Source organism: Vibrio sp. ER1A, from assembly GCF_000733315.1.
GTDB lineage: Bacteria > Pseudomonadota > Gammaproteobacteria > Enterobacterales > Vibrionaceae > Vibrio > Vibrio mediterranei.
The window spans coordinates 591370-610852 of sequence record NZ_JPJA01000092.1; the positions used below are offsets into that span (position 1 = coordinate 591370).

Consider the following 19483-nt stretch of genomic DNA (forward strand, 5'->3'; position numbering starts at 1 on the left):
AAATAAAAGAGCCACCGATTGGTGGCTCTAGATAAATGAATTTGTTAGCTCTGCATGCCTACTGGATATTACAGGTCAAGCACAGTACGTACTGGCCTTTTGGGTCGTTAAAGCTTTCCAGCAAACTGGCTTGTTGTTGCAACTGAGTTGCGACAGGCAGTAAGCTTTGTGGGACCCAAGCTGATATGTCGAGTCCAAGACTCACTTTTACCTGCTGCATAATATCTTGGACGAACTGTTGCGCTGGGCTTAGCGGTTCTTCGACCCAATAGATATCGTACTTCTCCATACCGCCGAGTTCAGCAGCGAGAGCGACAGCATCATCAAAATCGCCAATCTGGTCAACTAAGCCGCGATCTAATGCGTCTTTACCGGTCCATACTCGACCTTGCGCGACAGAGTCGACATCCGTGACAGACATGTTGCGGTTATTCGCGACTAACGTAATGAAGCGCTTATAGCCATTTTCGATGCCCATTTGGAATGCTTTTGACGCGCCTTCACTGATGCCTGTGGTTACACCAACGCCTGAGAAGGGTGATGTACCAACGCCATCGGTGTTAATCCCAATATTGTTTAACCCTTTCTCGAAGGTTGTTACCACACTAAAGATACCGATTGAACCAGTGATGGTTGTTGGCTGTGCCATGATCTTATTAGCGTTCATAGAAATCCAATAACCACCGGAGGCAGCAACACTCGACATGGACACTACGACAGGCTTACCAGCATCGCGTAGCGCTTGAACCTCGTTGCGAATCACTTCTGAAGCAAACGCACTTCCACCTGGGCTATCAACACGCAATACCACTGACTTAACAGAGTCGTCTTCACGAGCCTGTTTGAGAAGGGCTGCTGTTGTATCACCGCCGACAGTACCACGTGGTTGCTCACCGTCCATGATGGTGCCGCTCGCTACGATGACGGCAACTTGGTTGTCTGGCTGCTCAGGTAGGTCGTATGGCATGGATGCCAAGTACTCGTAATAACCCACAGCGTTAAAGCCACCATCGCCGTCGCTACCAAATGCCTCGACCATAGCCTGATTGACTTGCTGTTTAGTAACAAGTTCGTCGACCAATCCTAGTTGCTTAGATAACCCGGCTAAATCGCCGTCAGCAGCTTCTAGTTCTTTAAGAAACTCATCCATGGTTGGCGTTAGTACGCTGGTTTCGATTTGACGGTTAGAGGCAACATCATCTACGTAAGCGCCCCATAGCTGTGAAACCCAGCGAGTGGCAGATTCTTTCGCTGCATCAGACATGTCATCACGAAGGAATGGCTCGACCGCGGATTTGTAAGTCCCGACTCTGAATACGTGAGTTGTCACATCGAGTTTTTCGAGTAACGTCTTGTAGTACATTGAGTACGCGCTGTAGCCTTTGATAAGTACCGCACCATCAGGAGCAAGGTAGACTTTGTCGGCATAGCTGGCTAGATAGTATTGACTTTGATTGTAGAAAGCACCGTAGGCATAGATAGGCTTGCCTGTCGCCTTAAACTCATTCAACGCTTTGGCAATGTAGCGAAGTTTGGTTAAGCTAGTTTCCGGCATGTCTCTCAACGATAGCACTAATCCTTTTACAGAATCATCAGTCGATGCGTGGCGGATTGAATCTACTATATCAAACAGAACGTTTTCTTTTGGAAGGTCGCGCCCGAACAGTGATCCAGTGACAGAATCCATAGGATTCACATAACTGCTTTGCTCGACGATAGGCCCAGAAATGTTCAGGACTAACGCTGACTCTTTTTTGACGGTAGCTGGCGCAGGTTCGACTTGAGTGAAAGCAAAATAGATCATTGCAATCACAGCAAAGAAGAGCAGGTTAATAATGGCAAGTCTGGTAAAGTTAATGACTTTCCAGAACCCTTTGAAGATCAAACCGATAAATCGAAATACTTTTTTCATCATCTCTCCACATCACCAATTGGTGAGTGTTGTTGTCCCTAAACATCAATTACTAGTGTAGCGTTGGCGTGGCAGATTCGCTGTATGAATAATGTAATTGTACGTGCTTGTTGCCACTATCACTCAATCAAGGTTTTAAGTGAATAAAAATTAAAGACTTAACATACTAGATTAAGTTCAAATATTCAGGAAAAAATTTTTAATAATGTTGAGAAAATGTAAACGCTAGTTTGATTTTTTAACCTTTACATAATATTCTGGTCAGACCACAACTATAACAACGGAAGTGAAGTCTGCTATGTACCCGAACTTACTTAAGCCTCTGGATTTAGGATTTACCCAACTACGTAATCGTGTGCTGATGGGATCGATGCACACAGGTCTTGAAGAACACAAGGAAGGACTGCATAAGCTTGCTGCATTTTATGAAGAGCGAGCCAAAGGAGGAGTAGGCCTGATTGTCACTGGCGGATTTGCGCCAAACCTTCGCGGACGTCTTGCCCCTTTTGCTGCTGAATTTAGTAAGCCAAAACATGCCAAAGCGCATAAAGTTGTTACTGAGGCTGTGCATAAGCATGGCGGTAAAATCGCATTGCAAATTCTTCACGCTGGTCGTTATGGTTACCACCCGTTTTCACAAAGCGCATCGAAAATAAAATCACCTATTTCTCCTTTTGCACCTAGTGAAATGAGCAGCCGTCAAATCTGGAAGACTATCGACGCTTATGCAAACAGTGCATCACTGGCGCAAGAAGCAGGGTATGACGGTGTTGAAATCATGGGTTCGGAAGGTTACTTCATCAACCAGTTCATCTGTAAGCGCACCAATGTTCGCTACGATGAGTGGGGTGGTAGTTATGAAAACCGTATCCGCTTGCCGTTAGAGATTGTTAAAGCAGTAAGAGCGGCTGTGGGTAAAGAGTTTATTATTATTTTCCGACTCTCGATGCTGGATCTGGTCGAGCAAGGCAGTACTTTTGAAGAAGTAGTGCAGCTTGGACAGGCGCTAGAGCAGGCTGGCGTAACGATAATCAATACTGGTATCGGTTGGCACGAAGCGAAAGTACCGACGATTGCCACTCAAGTTCCTCGTGGTGCTTTCACCTGGGTAACCGAAAAAATCCGTCCTTATCTCAATGTGCCTGTTATCACGACTAACCGAATAAATACACCGGAAGAAGCCGAGCGGATACTTTCATCAGGGCACGCTGATATGGTCTCGATGGCGAGACCTTTCTTGGCCGACCCAAACTTTATCGCGAAGGCAGAGCAAGGCAAGTCACAACTAATCAATACGTGTATAGGTTGTAACCAAGCGTGCTTGGATAATGCATTCAAAGGCAAGCGCGCTACTTGTTTGGTCAACCCTCAAGCGTGTTATGAAACGGATTTAATCGTCAAGAAGGCCGTAAATAGTAAGGCCATTGCCGTTGTAGGTGCCGGACCTGCCGGATTAGCGTGTGCGACCATGTTGGCGGAAAAAGGCCATTCTGTGGATCTTTTCGAGAAGAGTGACCGCATTGGTGGCCAGTTCCGTTTAGCGATGCAAATCCCAGGTAAAGAAGAATTCAGAGAAACTATCCGTTACTTTGCCAACCGTATTGAAGAGACCGGCGTCAAGCTACATCTTGACACCGAAGCGACGGCTGACCTGCTACGCGAATATGATGAAGTAGTGATGGCGTCCGGTGTTCAGCCAAGAATGCCCAAGCTTGGTGGTATCGATAACCAAGATAAAGTCATCGACTATCAAACATTGATTCGCGATAAGACACCAGTAGGTGACAACGTGGCGATCATGGGAGCAGGCGGTATTGGGGTCGATGTTGCGAGCATGATTACTGAACCTCATGGTCAGACGTTAGATGACTGGTTACACGAATGGGGCATCGACAAAACCATCGAGCATCCAGGAGGTCTATTCCCATTCCCGGAAGAAGTGACCGATACCAATGTCTGGGTAATGCAGCGTAAAGAAGGCAGAGTAGGTAAAGGCCCGGGTAAAACGACAGGCTGGATCCACAAGAAAACCCTTGAAAAGAGAGGTGTACATCTTTTAGGTGGCGTGACTTATAACAAGATTGATGATCAAGGTCTGCACATTACTGTCAAAGGTGAAGAGCAGTTGATACCCGCAGATAAAGTGGTCATCTGCGCTGGGCAAGAGTCTGTAAAACCATTCGAAGACCAGTGGCAAAGCTTTGGTGACAAATTGCATGTTATTGGTGGTGCTGACTATGCTGGTGAACTGGACGCGGTTAGAGCGATTCGCCAAGGTGTCGAATTAGCTGCCAAGCTATAGAGTAGATTGAGAACAGTTCTCACTTTTGCTGTCATGACGTTAACGTTTTGTTATAATGAGCGTTATTACAACAAACAAAAAGGGAAGTGTTATGGATGCCCTAGAACTGTTACTCAATAGGCGTTCGATTGCTCGACTATCAGAACCGGCTCCTGAAGGAGAAGCGTTAGAAAATATTATTAGAGCGGGCTTGCGCGCTCCCGATCATGCAGGGCTTACTCCTTGGCAGTTTGTGCTGGCGCAGGGTGATGGCAGACAGAAACTGGCTGATATCTTAAGTGATGCCGCTGCTCAAGCGGGCAGTGAGGAGGCGGTGATTGAAAAAGCTAAGAAAGCCCCTTTTCGTGCTCCTCTGGTCATCACCGTCATTGCGAAAGTGACGCAACATGACAAGGTACCCGCGATGGAGCAACATCTTTCTGCTGGTTGTGCAGTTCAAGCAATGCAAATGGCAGCTGTGGCTCAAGGCTTCCAAGCATTTTGGCGTTCGGGCAAATGGATGTTTGATGAACACGTTCGTCAAGCGTTTGGCGTTGAGGGTGATGATCAAATCGTTGGTTTTCTCTACGTCGGTACGCCCGGATGTACACCAATGAAAGCGCCAGAGCGTGATTTAAATAAATACGTTAAGTTCCTATAACGGAATATTTAACTGGCTATTTATACAGTTTTTCTTGATTCTTAAAGGTAAGCTTAGTTAAGCTTACCTTTATTTTTTCAGATACCTGTGACCCTTCTCTATGACTCGTCTCTTTATTGCCGAAAAACCCAGCTTAGGGCGTGCTATTGCCGCCGCTTTGCCAAACCCTCAAAAAAAAGGCGAAGGATACATCCAATGTGGAAATGGTGATGTGGTCACATGGTGTATTGGTCATTTGCTTGAGCAGGTAGAGCCTGATGCCTACGATGAGCGTTATAAAAAGTGGAATCTGAATGATCTGCCTATCGTGCCAAATCAGTGGCAACTCAGACCTCGAAAAAGTGCTTCAAAACAGCTCACCGCGGTAAAGAAGCTGCTAAAAACGGCGACCAGTATTGTTAACGCCGGAGACCCAGACAGGGAAGGGCAACTTCTGGTTGATGAGGTGATCGACTACTGTAAGGTTTCGAAAGCCAAGAAAGATACTGCTCAGCGTTTGTTGATTAGCGATTTAAACCTTCCGGCGGTAAAAAAAGCGCTCAATTCTATGCGCATGAATCAAGAGTTTATTCCACTTTCGGTATCGGCGTTAGCACGTTCACGAGCGGATTGGCTTTATGGGATGAATATGTCTCGGGCCTATACGCTTCTCGGACAAAAGGCGGGTTATCAAGGTGTGTTATCTGTTGGGCGAGTACAAACACCCGTGTTGGGATTGGTGGTTCGTCGTGATGAAGAAATCGAGAACTTTGTTCCCAAAGACTATTACACTTTACACGCCTTGATTCCTTACCAAGATTCGCACGCGGCCTTTGACGTTCGTGCCAAATGGAAACCAAGTGAAGCCTGCCAACCATGGCAAGATGAAGAAGGAAGAGTGCTGAATAAAAAGCTGGTGGAAAATGTCGCGAGTCGTATTCAAGGACAGCCAGCAAAAGTCACTAAGTCAGAGCATAAGTCGACAAAACAGAATGCGCCTTTACCGTACTCTTTGTCTGCTTTACAGATTGATGCAGCCAAGCGTTTTAATATGAGCGCGCAACAAGTGTTGGATGTTTGTCAGGCTCTGTACGAGAAGCACAAACTTATTACCTATCCACGTTCTGATAACCGATATTTACCTAAAGATCATTTTTACCAAGCGAATGATGTACTAAGTGCAATAAAGAACAATAGCAGAGAGCATGCTCAGGCGGTCGATGACGCGGACAGCAGTCGGAAGTCCAAAGCGTGGAACGACAGCAAAGTTGATGCACACCACGCTATTATTCCGACACCAAAGAAAACCAGTAGTGTGCTATCTGGGTTTGAAGAGAAAATCTATGGGCTGATCGCGCGTCAGTATTTAATGCAGTTTTATCCAGCAGCGGTGTACGCCGAAGCCATGTTAGAGTTTGATATTCAAGGTGGCTGTTTTATTGCTAAAGGCAAGCGCTTGCAGCAGCCTGGGTGGCGAGTCTTGTTAGGGAACTATGCTAATGAGCAAGAGGAGGCCGTAGATGCCGTTCCGCCTTTGGAAGTCGGTACCGAACTCATCTGTCGCGAAGGTGTGATCGCAGAGAAGAAAACCGAGCCACCAAGACATTTCACCGAGGCAACATTACTTCAGGCGATGACCGGGATCAGCCGATTCGTTGAGGATAAATCGCTGAAGAAAATCCTACGTGATACCGATGGTATCGGAACAGAAGCAACGCGTGCGGGTATTCTTGATACACTTTTTAAACGCAAGTTGCTTAATCGTCAGGGCAAGTCAGTTATTAGCACTTCTGCAGGAAGAGGTTTAATTCATGCGCTACCTGATGAATCGACCTATCCTGATATGACAGCCCACTGGGAGTTTCAGTTGCAAGGCATGGCTGAGAAAACGCAGTCCTATACGCCATTTATGGCTGAGCTCAATAACCGCCTTGAACAGCTTATGCAACAAGTGAAGTCAGGCCCTGTGCCGGATTCTCTCAAAAATTTGCCCAAAGTTGAGAGACCGGCATTTAAGAAACGACGTTTTAGTAAGGGAAAAAAAGCGCCTAGTAAGACCAAGAGCCGCAGCTAATATCGAATGACTAATGACCTACCAAGGAAGTGGTTGACCGTCGAAGTTAATAAATTGGCCTGACTGGTTGGAGTCAGCGTTTTCGATGACCTTGAACAAGCCAGATGCTGATTCTGTGGTTGAGATAAGAGCATTTGGACCGCCCATCTCGGTTTGAACCCAACCCGGATGTAATGCCAGAACGGTAATACCTTCTTGGCTTAAATCGTTACTCAAACTCTTAACTACTGAGTTCAGTGCGGCTTTTGAGGAGCGATAGATGTACCCACCGCCAGATGTGTTTTCTGTCATGCTACCGACTTTAGAGGATAAGCAAGCAATTTTCCTAATCGTGGATTTTTGGATTTTGGGGTAGAGTGCTTCCACCAATTTAAGTGGAGCGATGGTGTTTATTTCCAATACCTTGCGCCATTCATCGATGTCTGTATTGCCGAAACCGTAGCCTTTGGGGCCATAATAGCCTGCATTATTGATTACAATATCGAGGTTGGGTAACTGTGCGAGAAGTTGCGGATAGGTTGGATAATCGGTGACGTCAAAGCAGTATGTAGACAGGTTTGACTCACTTACCTCCAGAGACAGCAGCTCCTTAGCGCTGCATGCACTGCGATAAGTGGCGTGTACTTGGTAGCCAGATTGAAGGTATCTTTTGGTAAGAGCAAGACCAATACCTCGATTTGCCCCTGTAATGAATACGGTTTTCATATGTGCTCCCTAACGATAAGATGCTCCCATTATAAATGAAATCTAGAGCGTCTGATGCACAACAACGTTGTTCCTTTGATTTATCACCCTATCTATTCTGATTTACCATTGCCAGAAGGACATCGTTATCCTATCAACAAATACCGTTTGCTGTATGAAGAGGTTGAGCGAAAGTATTTACGCTTGTCCGAATCTCCGTTTGTCATAAAAACACCTAGCCCGTTGACGGTAGAGCAAGTGCAACAGGTTCACTGTAGAGACTATGTTGAGGGTTTGGTCACAGGAAGCTTACCTGCAGCGAAGATAAGAAGAATAGGCTTTCCTTGGACAGAGCAGCTTATTCAACGAACACTGATCTCAGCTGGTGGGACGTGTTTAGCAGCACAACAAGCGATGGAGTATGGGTTAGCGATTCACTTAAGTGGCGGTTATCATCACGCCCATTACGATTTTGGTAGTGGTTTCTGCTTGTTCAATGATCTGATTATCGCCGCGCAGAATGCAATAGAGCATGGGGCGGAGAAAGTATTGATTGTTGATAGTGATGTACATCATGGCGATGGAAGTGCAACCCTTGCCGCGGGCACTGATCAAATAGTGACTCTATCACTTCATTGCGAAAAGAACTTTCCCGCGAGAAAGCCGTTATCTGATATGGATGTGCCTTTAAGTCGAGGTGCGAGTGACAAAGAGTTCTTGGCAAGCTTCAAGCAGGTGGTTGAACTAGCAATACGACTGCATCAACCCGATCTGATTATTTATGATGCGGGTGTAGATATTCACGAGGACGATGAACTAGGCTATCTTCAAGTGACCTTGGACGGAGTTTGCCAGCGTGATTTATGGATGCTGGACTACTGTCGAAATAAAGGTATCCCTGTCGCTTGTGTCGTTGGTGGCGGTTATCGAACAGAGCATAGCGATTTAATTCCTATTCACATGTCACTTATAGATGCGGCATACCAGCAAAGGAGCGGCAAATGAAGCACAGAATAAGAGCGGCAGGTATCGCGTTACAAAATAATAAGATACTAATGCTTCGTGTGCGCGACCAATACTCAGGAGAATATTGGATACCACCGGGTGGTGGTCTTGAGGATTCGGATGTGTCTTCCAAGCAAGCGTTAGTGCGAGAGTTTCGTGAAGAGACTGGCCTTGATGTGACCGTCGGGCCGTTATTGTGTGTACGGGAGTTTCATGAGACTTCATCCGACCGCTACCACGTTGAGTTGTTTTATTTAGTTGAGTCATGGAGAGGAGAGCTTTCTCTAGTTAACCTAGAGGGACTTAATGACTCTGAGTACATTCAACAAGTAGCTTGGGTTGATGTTGAAGATCTCAATCAATACAAAGTCTTTCCAGCTGACATTGTGTCTACGGTACTTCCACTGATTCAAGCCAAGCAGTTTGCGACCCATTTAGGAAGTTATGTCCAAGGAGAGAATGACGATGTGAACCACCTAGATTAACGGCAATAACCTCTGTATGATGCACGACCAATACAGAACCAATGAGTACCTGCGATGAACCGTAAGAAAAAAATCAACCAGATTCATAAAGCGCGAATGAAAAAAGCGAACGCTAAAAAGAATGGCGCAGGGAAGAATAAACCGCGTTACATATCTAAAGCCGAACGTGCGAAGATGGAAGCGGAGCAAGAAGCACAAAATAATAATGAAATGTTAGATGCGCCTGAACAGGCAACATCATAATGTTTAGCAAGTCTGGTTGAGCAGTTGAAAACCGCTCAACCCCAACCATATCAATTACTTCAACTCTAGCTTCAACTCAAATACTGCGTAGTGCAAAAAGTATCACCAGAAACTCTTAAGCCAAGATTCCTTAAATAAGACGCACAATTTCATGTGAGCGTTTTCAGGGAAAGGAATCGCTATGACCTTAAATCGACATACTTATTTTATTAATACAGCTTTACGACATGACTCGGCGGTGTAGTCAGTATAAACCATCATTTCTTTACGTTTGTAGGTAAGCACACTGCGGATATTTGATACGTGTTGTTAAGTAGGTGTATAGAAACGCTAGATGCAAAAAAGCCGCTACTTCGTAGCGGCTTTTTCTGAATGTGGCGGAGAGATAGGGATTTGAACCCTAGATACGCTATTAACGTATGCCGGTTTTCAAGACCGGTGCTTTCAACCACTCAGCCATCTCTCCGTTGTTGATGCGCATAATAATAGGCATCTTACTGTTTGTAAACCCTTATTTTAACTGTTTGCTGCAATTATAAGCGCTTGAATTAAAAAATAGGTTTGGGTGTCTATAAACTAAACATTTCTTTAGTAAAAAGCCCCTAGTTTTCACTAGGGGCTTGAATATGGTCGGACTGACTGGATTTGAACCAGCGACCCCCGACACCCCATGACGGTGCGCTACCAAGCTGCGCTACAGTCCGATGGGATTAATCTAAACCAGAGGATTTTCTAGGTCAAGAGTCCAGAGTTATTAAATCCTTGATTTACTGACTTTTTGCGTAGAAACGTTGTAGTTCTGTGAAGCCTTGCATCAGTATCGGCAGCTTCGGATTCTTATCGTCGAGTTTGCGATAGTTGTGATCGTATAAGCTGTAGTTACCAAATTTATCGACAACAGTAGTATCTGTCGGCGTAATTAATGCAAGCTCTCTCGTGTCCCCTGCAATAATCCATTTGCGTTTACGTTCATCAAACAAGTTACGACCGCTGCTGTAGTTTTTCACACTCGTGGAGACGCCACTTAGGTCTTGCATAATGGTTGCTGAGAGATCAAGGTGACTCGTCATATGGGTATAATCTGCAGCCAGTTTTCCAGGCCAATGAACCACCATAGGAACGCGGAGTTGATATTGACTGTAGTTGGTATTAGAACCCCAACTGCGCGTCTTTGTTTCGTTGAATTCAGTGCCATGATTAGACGTAAGAATAATCACGGTGTTGTTCATCAACCCTTGGTCAGCGATTGTTTGCAATATTTTAGCAAACTCACCATCCGCTGCTGTCGCTGCAGCAGAATAAGCAGCAATAAACTGCTGTTCCGGTGATAGGTCAGTGCCTTGTGGTTGATAAGCGTCGAAGTTATCAACGGTCGTAAGTTCTATGTAGCTGAACCAAGGTTTTCCAGCCCCTGATTCAATATCAGCTTGCCAACGTTTAATGGCAGTGAGGTCAGAGACGATAGGTGGGTTCGTTTCACCCTCTTGCTGAACGGTTAGATCTACCATAGGGAATTTGCGGAATATGGTATCTCTATAAATATCATCTTCAAAATTATCACCACTATAGAGTTTGAAACTATAGCCTTGGTCGCGAAGGATTGACATAAACAGAGGCGCAGTCCCTTGAGCTTTGATGCTACTTGCATAGCTGCTTGGTAGACCATACATCAAACCAAATACACCAAAGTCATCGTTACTAGAACTATAGTGATTAGTGAAATTTTGGTTGTTTAGCGCGAAGCCATAACTGACTGGCATGGTGTCCGCAGTTAACATATCACTGCGTAAGTTATTAATGCTTACGACAAGTACGTTTAAATTTTCTGAGCGACGATTGAACTCTATCTCTGTTAATGGGTAGCTAACAAGGTCAACCGCACCTTCATTCTCTTTCAATTTTTGAAGGTATTCTTCTCTATCCAATAGACCATGCTTTTCCATGAATGACTTAGCTGTCATTGGGTAAGAAAGCGGGAAGTTCGCTTTTTGAATGGTAATTGGGTTGTAGAAATAAGCATCAGCCCAGATAAAGATCAGATGGCTAGAAATAAAGCATAAGAAGAACACCGCCGTGAGTGGGCGTCCAACATGTTTGTGGGAAAGTTTGCGTTGTTTCTTCCAAACCCACTCGGAAAGTGCCAACTGCGCTAGGAATATTGGCGGCAGCACAATAAATAGATGTTGTAGGTCCGAACTTACCGGGCTACTTTCGTCATTGAACAGTAGTTCCCATACCACCGGGGAAAGGTGTAAGTTAATGGATTGGTAAGCTTGGGTATCAATAAGTAGGACAGTGAGTCCGAACGTTGCGAAACAAACGGCAAGCAGCCTAAATAGCTTGCGCGAGGGAACAATAAACGTTAGCGGAAATAGCACTAAAAGGTACAAGGCAAATACTAAAAAGCCAAAATGCCCAATCCACGAGGTCAGCAGATAGATCTGCCCCAACAGTGTATCTGGCCATGGTGACGCGGCGATATAACGCGTGCCAACCAACATAGCTGCGATAATATTGAAGAACGCAAACCAGTGTCCCCAACCAACTAGTCGTGAGACTCGTTCACCATATGAATTTTCGCTATCTACCATCTGCCGTTATTTCTGTCCGTAGTTGATTAGTGTTGGTCTTTAGTTTCTAGAGAAGAAATCAGAGCCTTAGAGAATTTTTCCGCAATTGCTTGGCGTTGTGAAGGAGCAACGTTCTGATTTAAGACATTGGTTGCGATATTGCCTGCAATCATAAGTGAAAGTTCTGCACTTGCGCCATGCTTATCAAGCACTGCTGCAACTTCAGAAAGGATATCTTCAACTTGTTGATCGGTATATTTAGATGTAATTGGCATAAAGACTCTGCTAATGATAATGAAAGCGGCTTATGATACCCTACTCTGCATCACAAACGAAACAGCAACGATAATAATTTCACTATGAGTTTGAACCTATCTAACGTTATTTTACACCAGTTGGCGATAAATGAGCAGGAAGAACTGGTTGTTCATTACCGTGAGGCCCTTTTACCAAACGATAATTCAACCGAAAGCCTTGTTGCTGAGCTTCATCGCGTATTTAATTCGAAAGCAGGAAAAGGATTTGGTTCCTTCACTCAAGAAAGTGACTTCCAAGTTTGGTTGGGTGAGCTGCTAAAAGGTGATAAAGACTTTTACGCATTCTCGCAAGATAGCGCCGAGCGACTAAAAACTGAGTTAGCTAAATACCCATTTGCAGAAGCGGGTACCTTGGTAATGGCACAGTATCAATCTTTAGCAACCGACTATCTGTTCATTGGTTTACTACCTTCTTACAATAGCTTGCAAATCACTGAAGGATTGAACATCGGTTCAATTGATTATCTCGATATCGCCAAGATGGACATTGCCGCACGCATTGACCTAACCAGTTATGACTTAGATAAAAGCTCTAACCGTTATCTCACCTACATCAAAGGTAGGGTAGGTCGCAAAGTAGCAGACTTCTTCCTCGACTTTTTGCAGGCACAGGTGGGGCTGGATACTAAACAGCAAAATACCATTTTGATGCAAGCGGTAGAGGATTATTGTGCGGATGCTCAGCTTGATAAAGATGAAACCGTTAGTTACAAGAAGCAGGTCTTTGATTACTGCAGTGATCAGTTGAAGACTGGTGATGAAGTTCAAATAAAAGAACTGTCCGGAGAGTTACCTAGTAATGAAGGCGCGAGCTTTTTAGATTACACTCAAGAACAAGGCTATGATCTTGAAGACAGTTTTCCAGCAGATCGCTCCACAGTTCGCAAGCTAACAAAATTTGTTGGTGCAGGTGGTGGACTGAACTTAAGCTTTGATAGTCTATTACTGGGTGAGCGCGTATTTTACGATCCAGAAACTGATACATTGACGATCAAGGGGACACCTCCTAATCTCAGAGATCAGTTGACTCGGAACCGATAAAATAACGAAAGCGCTGCCTTGTGTAGCGCTTTTTAGATCGCAAGAACCAAGGAAGGGGAACGGTTGTTGAATTCTTATAAACGTCTTTTTACTGTCGTTGCCATTATTGGCATGATGTGGGCGCTGGCCATTTCGGTTGTCGTTTACCTGACTTCTAAAGAAGATCAAATTAACCATTTAATGGATGAGATATCCATTAGTATCAATAAGCTGCAGCAGACTCTTTTTCTCCCTCAACCTTATCGCTCTAAGTTTTCGGAACAGATAGAGCTTGATATTCAGTTAATACATGCGCAAGCGATTCAACTTAAATCTCTAACCAGCTCAGATCTACTTTCCGACGTATCACACACTGTATATTTGCTAGAACGGTTTGTTGAGCAGGCAGAATTGCTTGCAAGTGATGAAACTCGTCTTGATGAGTTTATCGCGCGAGTTAGCGAGCAAACGCCAACATTTAGTGCAAGTGCAAAAGCGCTAAGTAATCAATTGTCTTATGTAGTATTGGACACATTATTTAATGAATCTATCGAGCCAAGACAAGTCTATCTGCGTCTAGAACAAATTCAGCGTGCGGCGTATCAATTACCTGAAGAGGATAGGTTGGAGCTATTAGCTCTAAACTCTCAAGCATCGGTTCTACTCTCACAATCTGCGAATACTGAGTTCCTAATCGAACGAGTTGTAAATCACCCGGTGATGCGTGAGCTTTCTCAAAGAACGGATCAATCTAAGCTTATCGTTAATCATCAAATATTAATGATAGTAATGCTTAGTATTGTCGCGATGGCTCTAATCATCCTAACTGCGATTCGGACCATGCGTGTTGCTAAGGATAGTCAATTGCAGCCAACTACCCAGTCATTCGCGACGGAAAGTTCGGTTGAGCAGGAGCAGCACATCTCAGAGCCTGAATTAGCACTCGCTGTGGAAATTGAATCGCAAGCCGTGCCTAATCAACTCAAAACCGCGCCGAATGTGGAGACTGAGGTAGAAACTGAACAGCAAGCTCCAGCTCAAAGGCGGGAGAGTTCCGAGGCGATAGATTTCTCAAAGATGTTGAACACTCTTGACGGTGACCGAGAGTCTATGTTGTTGCTATTGGGGGTATTTGTTTCAGAGCACGCGCAAGATGCAGAAAGATTACAACAGCATTTAACCGACGACATTGAACAAGCCACGCGAATTGCTCATACGTTGAAAGGCGTTTCTGGAAGTATTTTTGCTGATGAGCTTCGCAATGTTGCGACAGTAGCGGAAAAAAGCTTGAAAGAGAGTCAAACGCTATCTGAAACCGTGCTCTCTGAGCTGGACAATAATTTACAGCAAGCGATAGTGTCAGCGCAGGCCTACATTGCGCAATCGACGACCTAGCACTTTGAATTAGCGAAAACAGCCTAAGGCTTTCACGCATTTAGGTTTAAGGCTGAACGTGCACCAAGAAAAGAGTTTGTCAAGATCACTCAAAAATACTGACACTTAGCGAGAACTTGTGTTTTATAAGTATAATGAATGTGTTGTACATTTATTCACGATCAGAGGCTTTTTTGATGAACGCATTGCGCGCCACTCGCAATTTTCTTTTGCTACTGCTCATGGTAGCTCTCTCAGGCTGCTCACTTCTCGAGGTACAGCTCGATAGTCAAACGACCCCGCTGACGAAGCAAGAATTGAATATGCGCTTGATGACGCGAGAATACAGTCGTGAGTTTTTTAGCCAAGTTGAATCAACAGCGGACTCACTTGCAGCTCAGTATCCTGAAAATGACGTGATGAACCAATCGTACGTGTTACTTTGGAAAATCCATGCCGAAGAGGGTCTACAGCAAGCTGCTTATCAAGTTTCGCCAACTGCGGGTTTGATCGATTCGTGGGTGTTTACGATCCAGATGAATAACTTTTTCAACCAAGGCAATGGTCAAGCTCTGTTTACAAGTGATGATGCTAAACAAGTGTCTCAGCAGCTTAGCAACGAAATTGATAAGTTAGCAAAATCCTTGTTCAAAGGTGATAACTACGCTACTAGCAAAGAGTTTGTCGAGAAATTCGCTGCATTACACCCTTTTGAAAATCTAACTTTTTCCAGAACACCGGCTTATCGTGAGTGGTTAAAAGCACAGGGAATTGACGAAAGTGAAGTTACAACAACGCTTGGAACCATGCCAGAAGCTCTATCGGATGTCTCGGATCGTTTATCTCTTATGTCGGAACAAACACCAAAGCTAATGACGTGGAAAGCGCAGCTGATTGCTTTAAACAGCAACGTAAATGGTGATGATATTCGAGGAGCTATCCAAAGTTTCCAATTGAGTGCAGACGCGTTTCAGGACTTCGTTAACAATAATCCCGAATACATGAGAGACCTTGCGCAGAAGATGGCGATTGAATTGCAGCCACTACTCAATGATCTGGATGCCAAGACTCAAGATAAGTTGACGCAGCTAAGCGCGGAAAGACAAGCCCTTGACGACATGGTGGCGAGAGAGCGTGAAGAGCTGATTAAAATGGTTGAGCGTGAACGTAAGGAAATCGCGCTTATCGTAAATCAAGAGCGAGAATTGTTTGCTCAGGACCTCGACAAGATTTCTCAAGATGTCGTAACGTTAGCTGTAGAAAAACTTATCCAACTGATTAAGAGCACTATTGTTTACTTTATCTTGTTTATTTTGGTGATCTTTTTTGCACCTCTTGGACTTGGCTACATCCTTGGTAAGAAGGTTCAAGCAAGAAAAGAGAGTAAAACAAGCGCATAAATTTATAGAAGCCCCGTATTGGGGCTTTTTTTACAACTTAATCTTCTCAAATTAGCAAAACTGGTAGGGTTAGTTAAAAAAAGACACACTTATTGTTACTTTACTCTTGTGTTATGGCTCGGAAAATTTTATAGATGGAGGAGCCTTTTTTAAATTCACACGGAGAGTAATTCAATGAGAGTAGGTTTAGTTGGTTGGCGCGGCATGGTTGGTTCGGTATTGATGCAGCGTATGGTCGAAGAAAAAGACTTCGACGTTATCGAACCAGTATTCTACAGTACCTCTCAAGTAGGTATCCCAGCCCCTAACTTCGGCAAAGATGCCGGTATGCTTCAAGATGCTTTTGATATCGAAAGCTTGAAACAACTTGATGCAGTCATTACCTGTCAAGGTGGTAGCTACACCGAAAAAGTTTATCCTGCATTACGTCAAGCTGGTTGGAAAGGCTATTGGATTGATGCAGCTTCTACTCTCCGTATGGACAAAGACTCCATCATCACTTTAGATCCAGTGAACTTAGGTCAGATTCAAGATGGTCTAGTTAAAGGCACAAGCACCTTTGTTGGTGGTAACTGTACCGTGAGCTTGATGTTGCTTGGTTTAGGTGGCCTGTATGAAAAAGGCATGGTCGAATGGATGAGTGCCATGACGTATCAAGCAGCTTCTGGTGCTGGTGCCAAAAACATGCGTGAGCTTATTTCACAAATGGGTGTGGTCAATGATGCGGTCTCTTCAGAGCTTGCAAACCCTGCTAGTTCGATTCTAGATATCGACCGTAAAGTGGCTGAGACTATTCGTTCGTCTTCTTTCCCTACTGATCAATTTGGTGTGCCTTTGGCTGGCTCTCTCATTCCATGGATCGACGTAAAACGCGATAACGGTCAAAGTAAAGAAGAGTGGAAAGCTGGCGTTGAGGCAAATAAGATTCTTGGTACGGATGGCAACCCAATTGCTATCGATGGTACTTGTGTTCGTATCGGCGCGATGCGTTGTCATGCTCAAGCACTCACAATCAAGCTTAAGCAAGATGTACCAATGGATGAAATCGAAGAGATCATCGCCACTCATAATGACTGGGTTAAAGTTATCCCGAATGAGCGTGACATTACCGCTCAAGAACTGACTCCGGCGAAAGTCACCGGCACGATGTCTATCCCTGTTGGTCGTCTAAGAAAGATGGCAATGGGTAATGACTTCTTGAATGCGTTCACTGTAGGTGACCAGCTACTTTGGGGTGCTGCGGAACCGCTACGCCGTACACTGCGCATTATTCTTGCAGAAAAAGCATCATAATCAATGCGTTCAACAATAAAAAAGCCCTCTAGATGAGGGCTTTTTTGGTATTGATGGTGCGAAAATTATTCTTCTGAACTGGCTGTCACACGCTCATCTGGTGGAGCAAGTTCACTGCCACAGTGCTTGCAGTGCAAAGCATCACTTTCGTGTCCTGCTTTTGAGCAGTTTGGACACTTTACCAGGTTCCTATGCGTCTTCATTTCTTGATTTAGCTCCGCCGTAATAATACCCGTAGGTACTGCAAGAATAGAGTAACCGAGTAGCATGGTTAATGACGCCAGCGCTTTGCCAAGGGGTGTACTTGGCACCAAATCGCCGTAGCCAACCGTCGTTATAGTGACGATAGCCCAGTAAATACTTTGTGGGATGCTAGTAAAACCATTCTCGGGGCCTTCTATAACGAATATCAAAGCACCAAATATGGTGACTAGAATTGCTACTGTGCTGAAGAATACAAAGATCTTACGTCTCGACATGAGTAGAGAACGCAACAAAATATTTGAATCTTGAAGATAGCGCACGAGCTTTAAGATTCGGAATATTCTCATGACTCGAAGCAGCCTGATTACCCCCATAAACGAAGCCGATGGAAAAAGAAGGGCTAGGTAGGTTGGTAAAATGGCAAGGAGGTCAACCACACCGTAAAAACTTGTGGCGTACGCTTTGGGTTTTGGAGAGCAATACAGCCGGAGTATATATTCCACTGTAAATAATGCAGTAAAGAAGTACTCGAGTAGTTGAAATTCTTGATCCCATTCTGTCGCAAGCCCTTCGATTGAGTGAAGGATTAACACTGTGAGCGAAAGAAGAATAGCAATGATGAGCGCAATATCAAACGCACGTCCCGCTCGGGTATTATGGCCAAAAATGATGACGTAAAGCTGATGCTTTAACCGATTGTTTTCCATAGCAAGTACATTTCGTTAACGACTAAAAACTAGTATATACCTAAGTGAGGTGTAGGGGCAGGGGGCTTAGTTTCGGAGAGCGGAGATTAAGGGCAGACGACAAGGTAGCCCCACCTTTATTAGAGTGGGGCTTGAAAGATTATTTAAGCCAAACCAGGGAACAAAGCTTTAAGGCCATTTGCCATAAACTCAATACCCAATGCACCGAGAATCAAACCCATGATACGGGTGATAACGTTAATTCCTGTCTGCCCTAAGAAACGCACGATTAAAGGCGCTGAGCGATAAAGTAGCCACGAACACAGAGCAAAAGCAATAATGGTAATGATGATACCCGTTGTTTCCAGCATTCCTGGGTAGCGAGCGCCATAGACAATAGTAGAGCTTATCGCACCAGGACCCGCCATTAATGGCATTGCCAGTGGGACGACGCCGATTTGCTCTTTGCTGACATACTCCGATTTTTCTTGTTTATTCTGTTTATCTTCACCGAGCTTACCTGACATCATTGAAAACGCGATGCTCATTAGCAGCAAACCACCGGCAACGCGGAATGAGTCTAGCGAGATACTAAACATATCAAGAAGTACTTGGCCTGCTAACAACGAGGTGATCAAGATGATAGCGACAGCAATATTGGCTGTTGCTGCGGTTTTGTTTTTATCTTCGAGCGACATATGTCCAGTTAGCGACACAAAAACCGGCATGATTCCTACAGGGTTCACTGCGGCAACTAGACCTAAGAAGAACTGCAAATAAATAGCGAATTCGATACTACTCATTTCTCGATACTCTATGCAAAAGAGGTGGATAACATGGGCTTGGAGTCCCCAATTTTAGGACGCTAATGTACGCTAACATTTGTCGATAAGCGAATGAAAAAATCTAACGATATGTCACTCAATAACCACAAAAAATCTAATGGCAAATGATGCTGGTCGCATTTATGAATAGAATGTGAAAATAAATTTCAATGCCAGTAGCAAACTGAATTGAAGCTTGTTTCGTATTTGTTATCGCGAGCACGTTTTTGATAAAAAAATGTGATGTCAGTGGTTTTAGAGGTGGCTGCGGATATACTTGCTGTAGCACGTGCAGGGTGGTTTACTTGATTTATCTGTACAAAAATGAAACTTTTTTACAGAAATTTGTAGTTTATTTAAAAAAATCATTCGATTGCTGTAATTTTGAGCTAAGTATTTTACTCAATATAATTATTATAAAACAAACACTTACCTTGCATTACCCTTAATGGTTACTACTAAGTAGGTAAA

General features: G+C 44.3%; 16 protein-coding genes and 2 tRNA genes. 10 read left to right on the forward strand and 8 right to left on the reverse strand.

The features are described 5' to 3' along the window. Positions 1–58 precede the first annotated feature (58 nt). Positions 59–1912, reverse strand: a complete 1854-nt coding sequence (gene sppA, locus HW45_RS21055) for a signal peptide peptidase SppA (protein ID WP_038229470.1) — start codon at positions 1910–1912, stop codon at positions 59–61. Positions 1913–2210: 298 nt separating this feature from the next. On the opposite strand from sppA, the gene HW45_RS21060 reads away from it, so the two are divergent. The 3 genes from HW45_RS21060 to HW45_RS21070 all read left to right on the forward strand — a co-directional run bounded on the left by HW45_RS21060 (position 2211) and on the right by HW45_RS21070 (position 6907). Then, positions 2211–4214, forward strand: coding sequence for an NADPH-dependent 2,4-dienoyl-CoA reductase (locus HW45_RS21060; protein WP_038229471.1), 2004 nt, complete (start codon positions 2211–2213; stop codon positions 4212–4214). A 91-nt stretch (positions 4215–4305) separates the two neighbouring features. Next, complete coding sequence (locus tag HW45_RS21065; protein WP_038229472.1) at positions 4306–4854, forward strand: NAD(P)H nitroreductase; 549 nt, start codon at positions 4306–4308, stop codon at positions 4852–4854. A gap of 100 nt (positions 4855–4954) precedes the next feature. Beyond that, a complete protein-coding gene (locus HW45_RS21070) occupies positions 4955–6907 on the forward strand; it encodes a DNA topoisomerase III (RefSeq protein WP_038229473.1) in 1953 nt (650 codons plus the stop codon). A gap of 18 nt (positions 6908–6925) precedes the next feature. Here the strand turns inward: HW45_RS21070 and HW45_RS21075 are convergent, their stop codons facing one another. Next, positions 6926–7612, reverse strand: coding sequence for an SDR family oxidoreductase (locus HW45_RS21075; RefSeq protein ID WP_038229475.1), 687 nt, complete (start codon positions 7610–7612; stop codon positions 6926–6928). A gap of 54 nt (positions 7613–7666) precedes the next feature. Here HW45_RS21075 and HW45_RS21080 point away from each other — a divergent pair, with 54 nt between their 5' ends. From HW45_RS21080 to HW45_RS21090, 3 genes are read left to right on the forward strand one after another with little or no spacing between them, the layout of a single operon-like run. Beyond that, entirely contained in the window at positions 7667–8596 is a 930-nt protein-coding gene (locus HW45_RS21080) for a histone deacetylase family protein (RefSeq protein ID WP_038229477.1), read from the forward strand. After that, positions 8593–9081: an NUDIX domain-containing protein gene (locus tag HW45_RS21085; RefSeq protein WP_006070057.1), complete on the forward strand. Its 489-nt coding sequence runs from the start codon at positions 8593–8595 to the stop codon at positions 9079–9081. The genes HW45_RS21080 and HW45_RS21085 overlap by 4 nt, the downstream gene beginning before the upstream one ends. 54 nt (positions 9082–9135) lie before the next feature. Beyond that, positions 9136–9324, forward strand: coding sequence for a DUF2986 domain-containing protein (locus HW45_RS21090; RefSeq protein ID WP_038229479.1), 189 nt, complete (start codon positions 9136–9138; stop codon positions 9322–9324). Positions 9325–9699: 375 nt separating this feature from the next. Here the strand turns inward: HW45_RS21090 and HW45_RS21095 are convergent. From HW45_RS21095 to HW45_RS21110, 4 genes are all read right to left on the reverse strand, one after another. After that, positions 9700–9790 (reverse strand) — tRNA-Ser (locus HW45_RS21095). A 161-nt stretch (positions 9791–9951) separates the two neighbouring features. After that, positions 9952–10028: transfer RNA gene (locus HW45_RS21100), tRNA-Pro, on the reverse strand. A 63-nt stretch (positions 10029–10091) separates the two neighbouring features. Then, positions 10092–11915: a DUF3413 domain-containing protein gene (locus tag HW45_RS21105; protein ID WP_038229480.1), complete on the reverse strand. Its 1824-nt coding sequence runs from the start codon at positions 11913–11915 to the stop codon at positions 10092–10094. A 26-nt stretch (positions 11916–11941) separates the two neighbouring features. Continuing rightward, positions 11942–12169, reverse strand: coding sequence for a YejL family protein (locus tag HW45_RS21110; RefSeq protein ID WP_006070060.1), 228 nt, complete (start codon positions 12167–12169; stop codon positions 11942–11944). An 84-nt stretch (positions 12170–12253) separates the two neighbouring features. Between HW45_RS21110 and yejK the strand changes: the two genes are divergently transcribed. The 4 genes from yejK to asd all read left to right on the forward strand — a co-directional run bounded on the left by yejK (position 12254) and on the right by asd (position 17298). After that, the gene (yejK, locus tag HW45_RS21115; RefSeq protein ID WP_031494007.1) at positions 12254–13252 is read left to right on the forward strand and encodes a nucleoid-associated protein YejK; all 999 of its coding nucleotides are present in this window, start codon (positions 12254–12256) and stop codon (positions 13250–13252) included. A 66-nt stretch (positions 13253–13318) separates the two neighbouring features. Beyond that, positions 13319–14626 (forward strand): Hpt domain-containing protein, encoded by a 1308-nt coding sequence (locus tag HW45_RS28460; protein WP_152559699.1) that lies wholly within the window; start codon positions 13319–13321, stop codon positions 14624–14626. Positions 14627–14802: 176 nt separating this feature from the next. Then, positions 14803–16005 (forward strand): chemotaxis protein, encoded by a 1203-nt coding sequence (locus HW45_RS21125; protein WP_038229482.1) that lies wholly within the window; start codon positions 14803–14805, stop codon positions 16003–16005. 174 nt (positions 16006–16179) lie between these two features. Next, a complete protein-coding gene (gene asd / locus HW45_RS21130) occupies positions 16180–17298 on the forward strand; it encodes an aspartate-semialdehyde dehydrogenase (RefSeq protein ID WP_038229483.1) in 1119 nt (372 codons plus the stop codon). A 65-nt stretch (positions 17299–17363) separates the two neighbouring features. On the opposite strand, the gene HW45_RS21135 is transcribed toward asd, so the two are convergent. Continuing rightward, positions 17364–18209 (reverse strand): ion transporter, encoded by an 846-nt coding sequence (locus tag HW45_RS21135; RefSeq protein WP_006070065.1) that lies wholly within the window; start codon positions 18207–18209, stop codon positions 17364–17366. A 143-nt stretch (positions 18210–18352) separates the two neighbouring features. Continuing rightward, positions 18353–18991: a YchE family NAAT transporter gene (locus tag HW45_RS21140; RefSeq protein WP_038229486.1), complete on the reverse strand. Its 639-nt coding sequence runs from the start codon at positions 18989–18991 to the stop codon at positions 18353–18355. Between the last annotated feature and the right edge of the window lie 492 nt (positions 18992–19483).

What these genes read in the sequence shown, in the direction of transcription:
- HW45_RS21070 (WP_038229473.1), top strand. Translation starts at nt 4,955, where the DNA reads ATGACTCGTCTCTTTATTGCCGAAAAACCCAGCTTAGGGCGTGCTATT.
- HW45_RS21140 (WP_038229486.1), bottom strand. Translation starts at nt 18,991, where the DNA reads ATGAGTAGTATCGAATTCGCTATTTATTTGCAGTTCTTCTTAGGTCTA.
- HW45_RS21105 (WP_038229480.1), bottom strand. Translation starts at nt 11,915, where the DNA reads ATGGTAGATAGCGAAAATTCATATGGTGAACGAGTCTCACGACTAGTT.
- asd (WP_038229483.1), top strand. Translation starts at nt 16,180, where the DNA reads ATGAGAGTAGGTTTAGTTGGTTGGCGCGGCATGGTTGGTTCGGTATTG.
- HW45_RS21080 (WP_038229477.1), top strand. Translation starts at nt 7,667, where the DNA reads ATGCACAACAACGTTGTTCCTTTGATTTATCACCCTATCTATTCTGAT.
- HW45_RS21075 (WP_038229475.1), bottom strand. Translation starts at nt 7,612, where the DNA reads ATGAAAACCGTATTCATTACAGGGGCAAATCGAGGTATTGGTCTTGCT.
- HW45_RS21065 (WP_038229472.1), top strand. Translation starts at nt 4,306, where the DNA reads ATGGATGCCCTAGAACTGTTACTCAATAGGCGTTCGATTGCTCGACTA.
- HW45_RS21135 (WP_006070065.1), bottom strand. Translation starts at nt 18,209, where the DNA reads ATGGAAAACAATCGGTTAAAGCATCAGCTTTACGTCATCATTTTTGGC.
- HW45_RS21125 (WP_038229482.1), top strand. Translation starts at nt 14,803, where the DNA reads ATGAACGCATTGCGCGCCACTCGCAATTTTCTTTTGCTACTGCTCATG.
- HW45_RS21110 (WP_006070060.1), bottom strand. Translation starts at nt 12,169, where the DNA reads ATGCCAATTACATCTAAATATACCGATCAACAAGTTGAAGATATCCTT.
- sppA (WP_038229470.1), bottom strand. Translation starts at nt 1,912, where the DNA reads ATGAAAAAAGTATTTCGATTTATCGGTTTGATCTTCAAAGGGTTCTGG.
- HW45_RS21060 (WP_038229471.1), top strand. Translation starts at nt 2,211, where the DNA reads ATGTACCCGAACTTACTTAAGCCTCTGGATTTAGGATTTACCCAACTA.
- HW45_RS21085 (WP_006070057.1), top strand. Translation starts at nt 8,593, where the DNA reads ATGAAGCACAGAATAAGAGCGGCAGGTATCGCGTTACAAAATAATAAG.
- HW45_RS21090 (WP_038229479.1), top strand. Translation starts at nt 9,136, where the DNA reads ATGAACCGTAAGAAAAAAATCAACCAGATTCATAAAGCGCGAATGAAA.
- yejK (WP_031494007.1), top strand. Translation starts at nt 12,254, where the DNA reads ATGAGTTTGAACCTATCTAACGTTATTTTACACCAGTTGGCGATAAAT.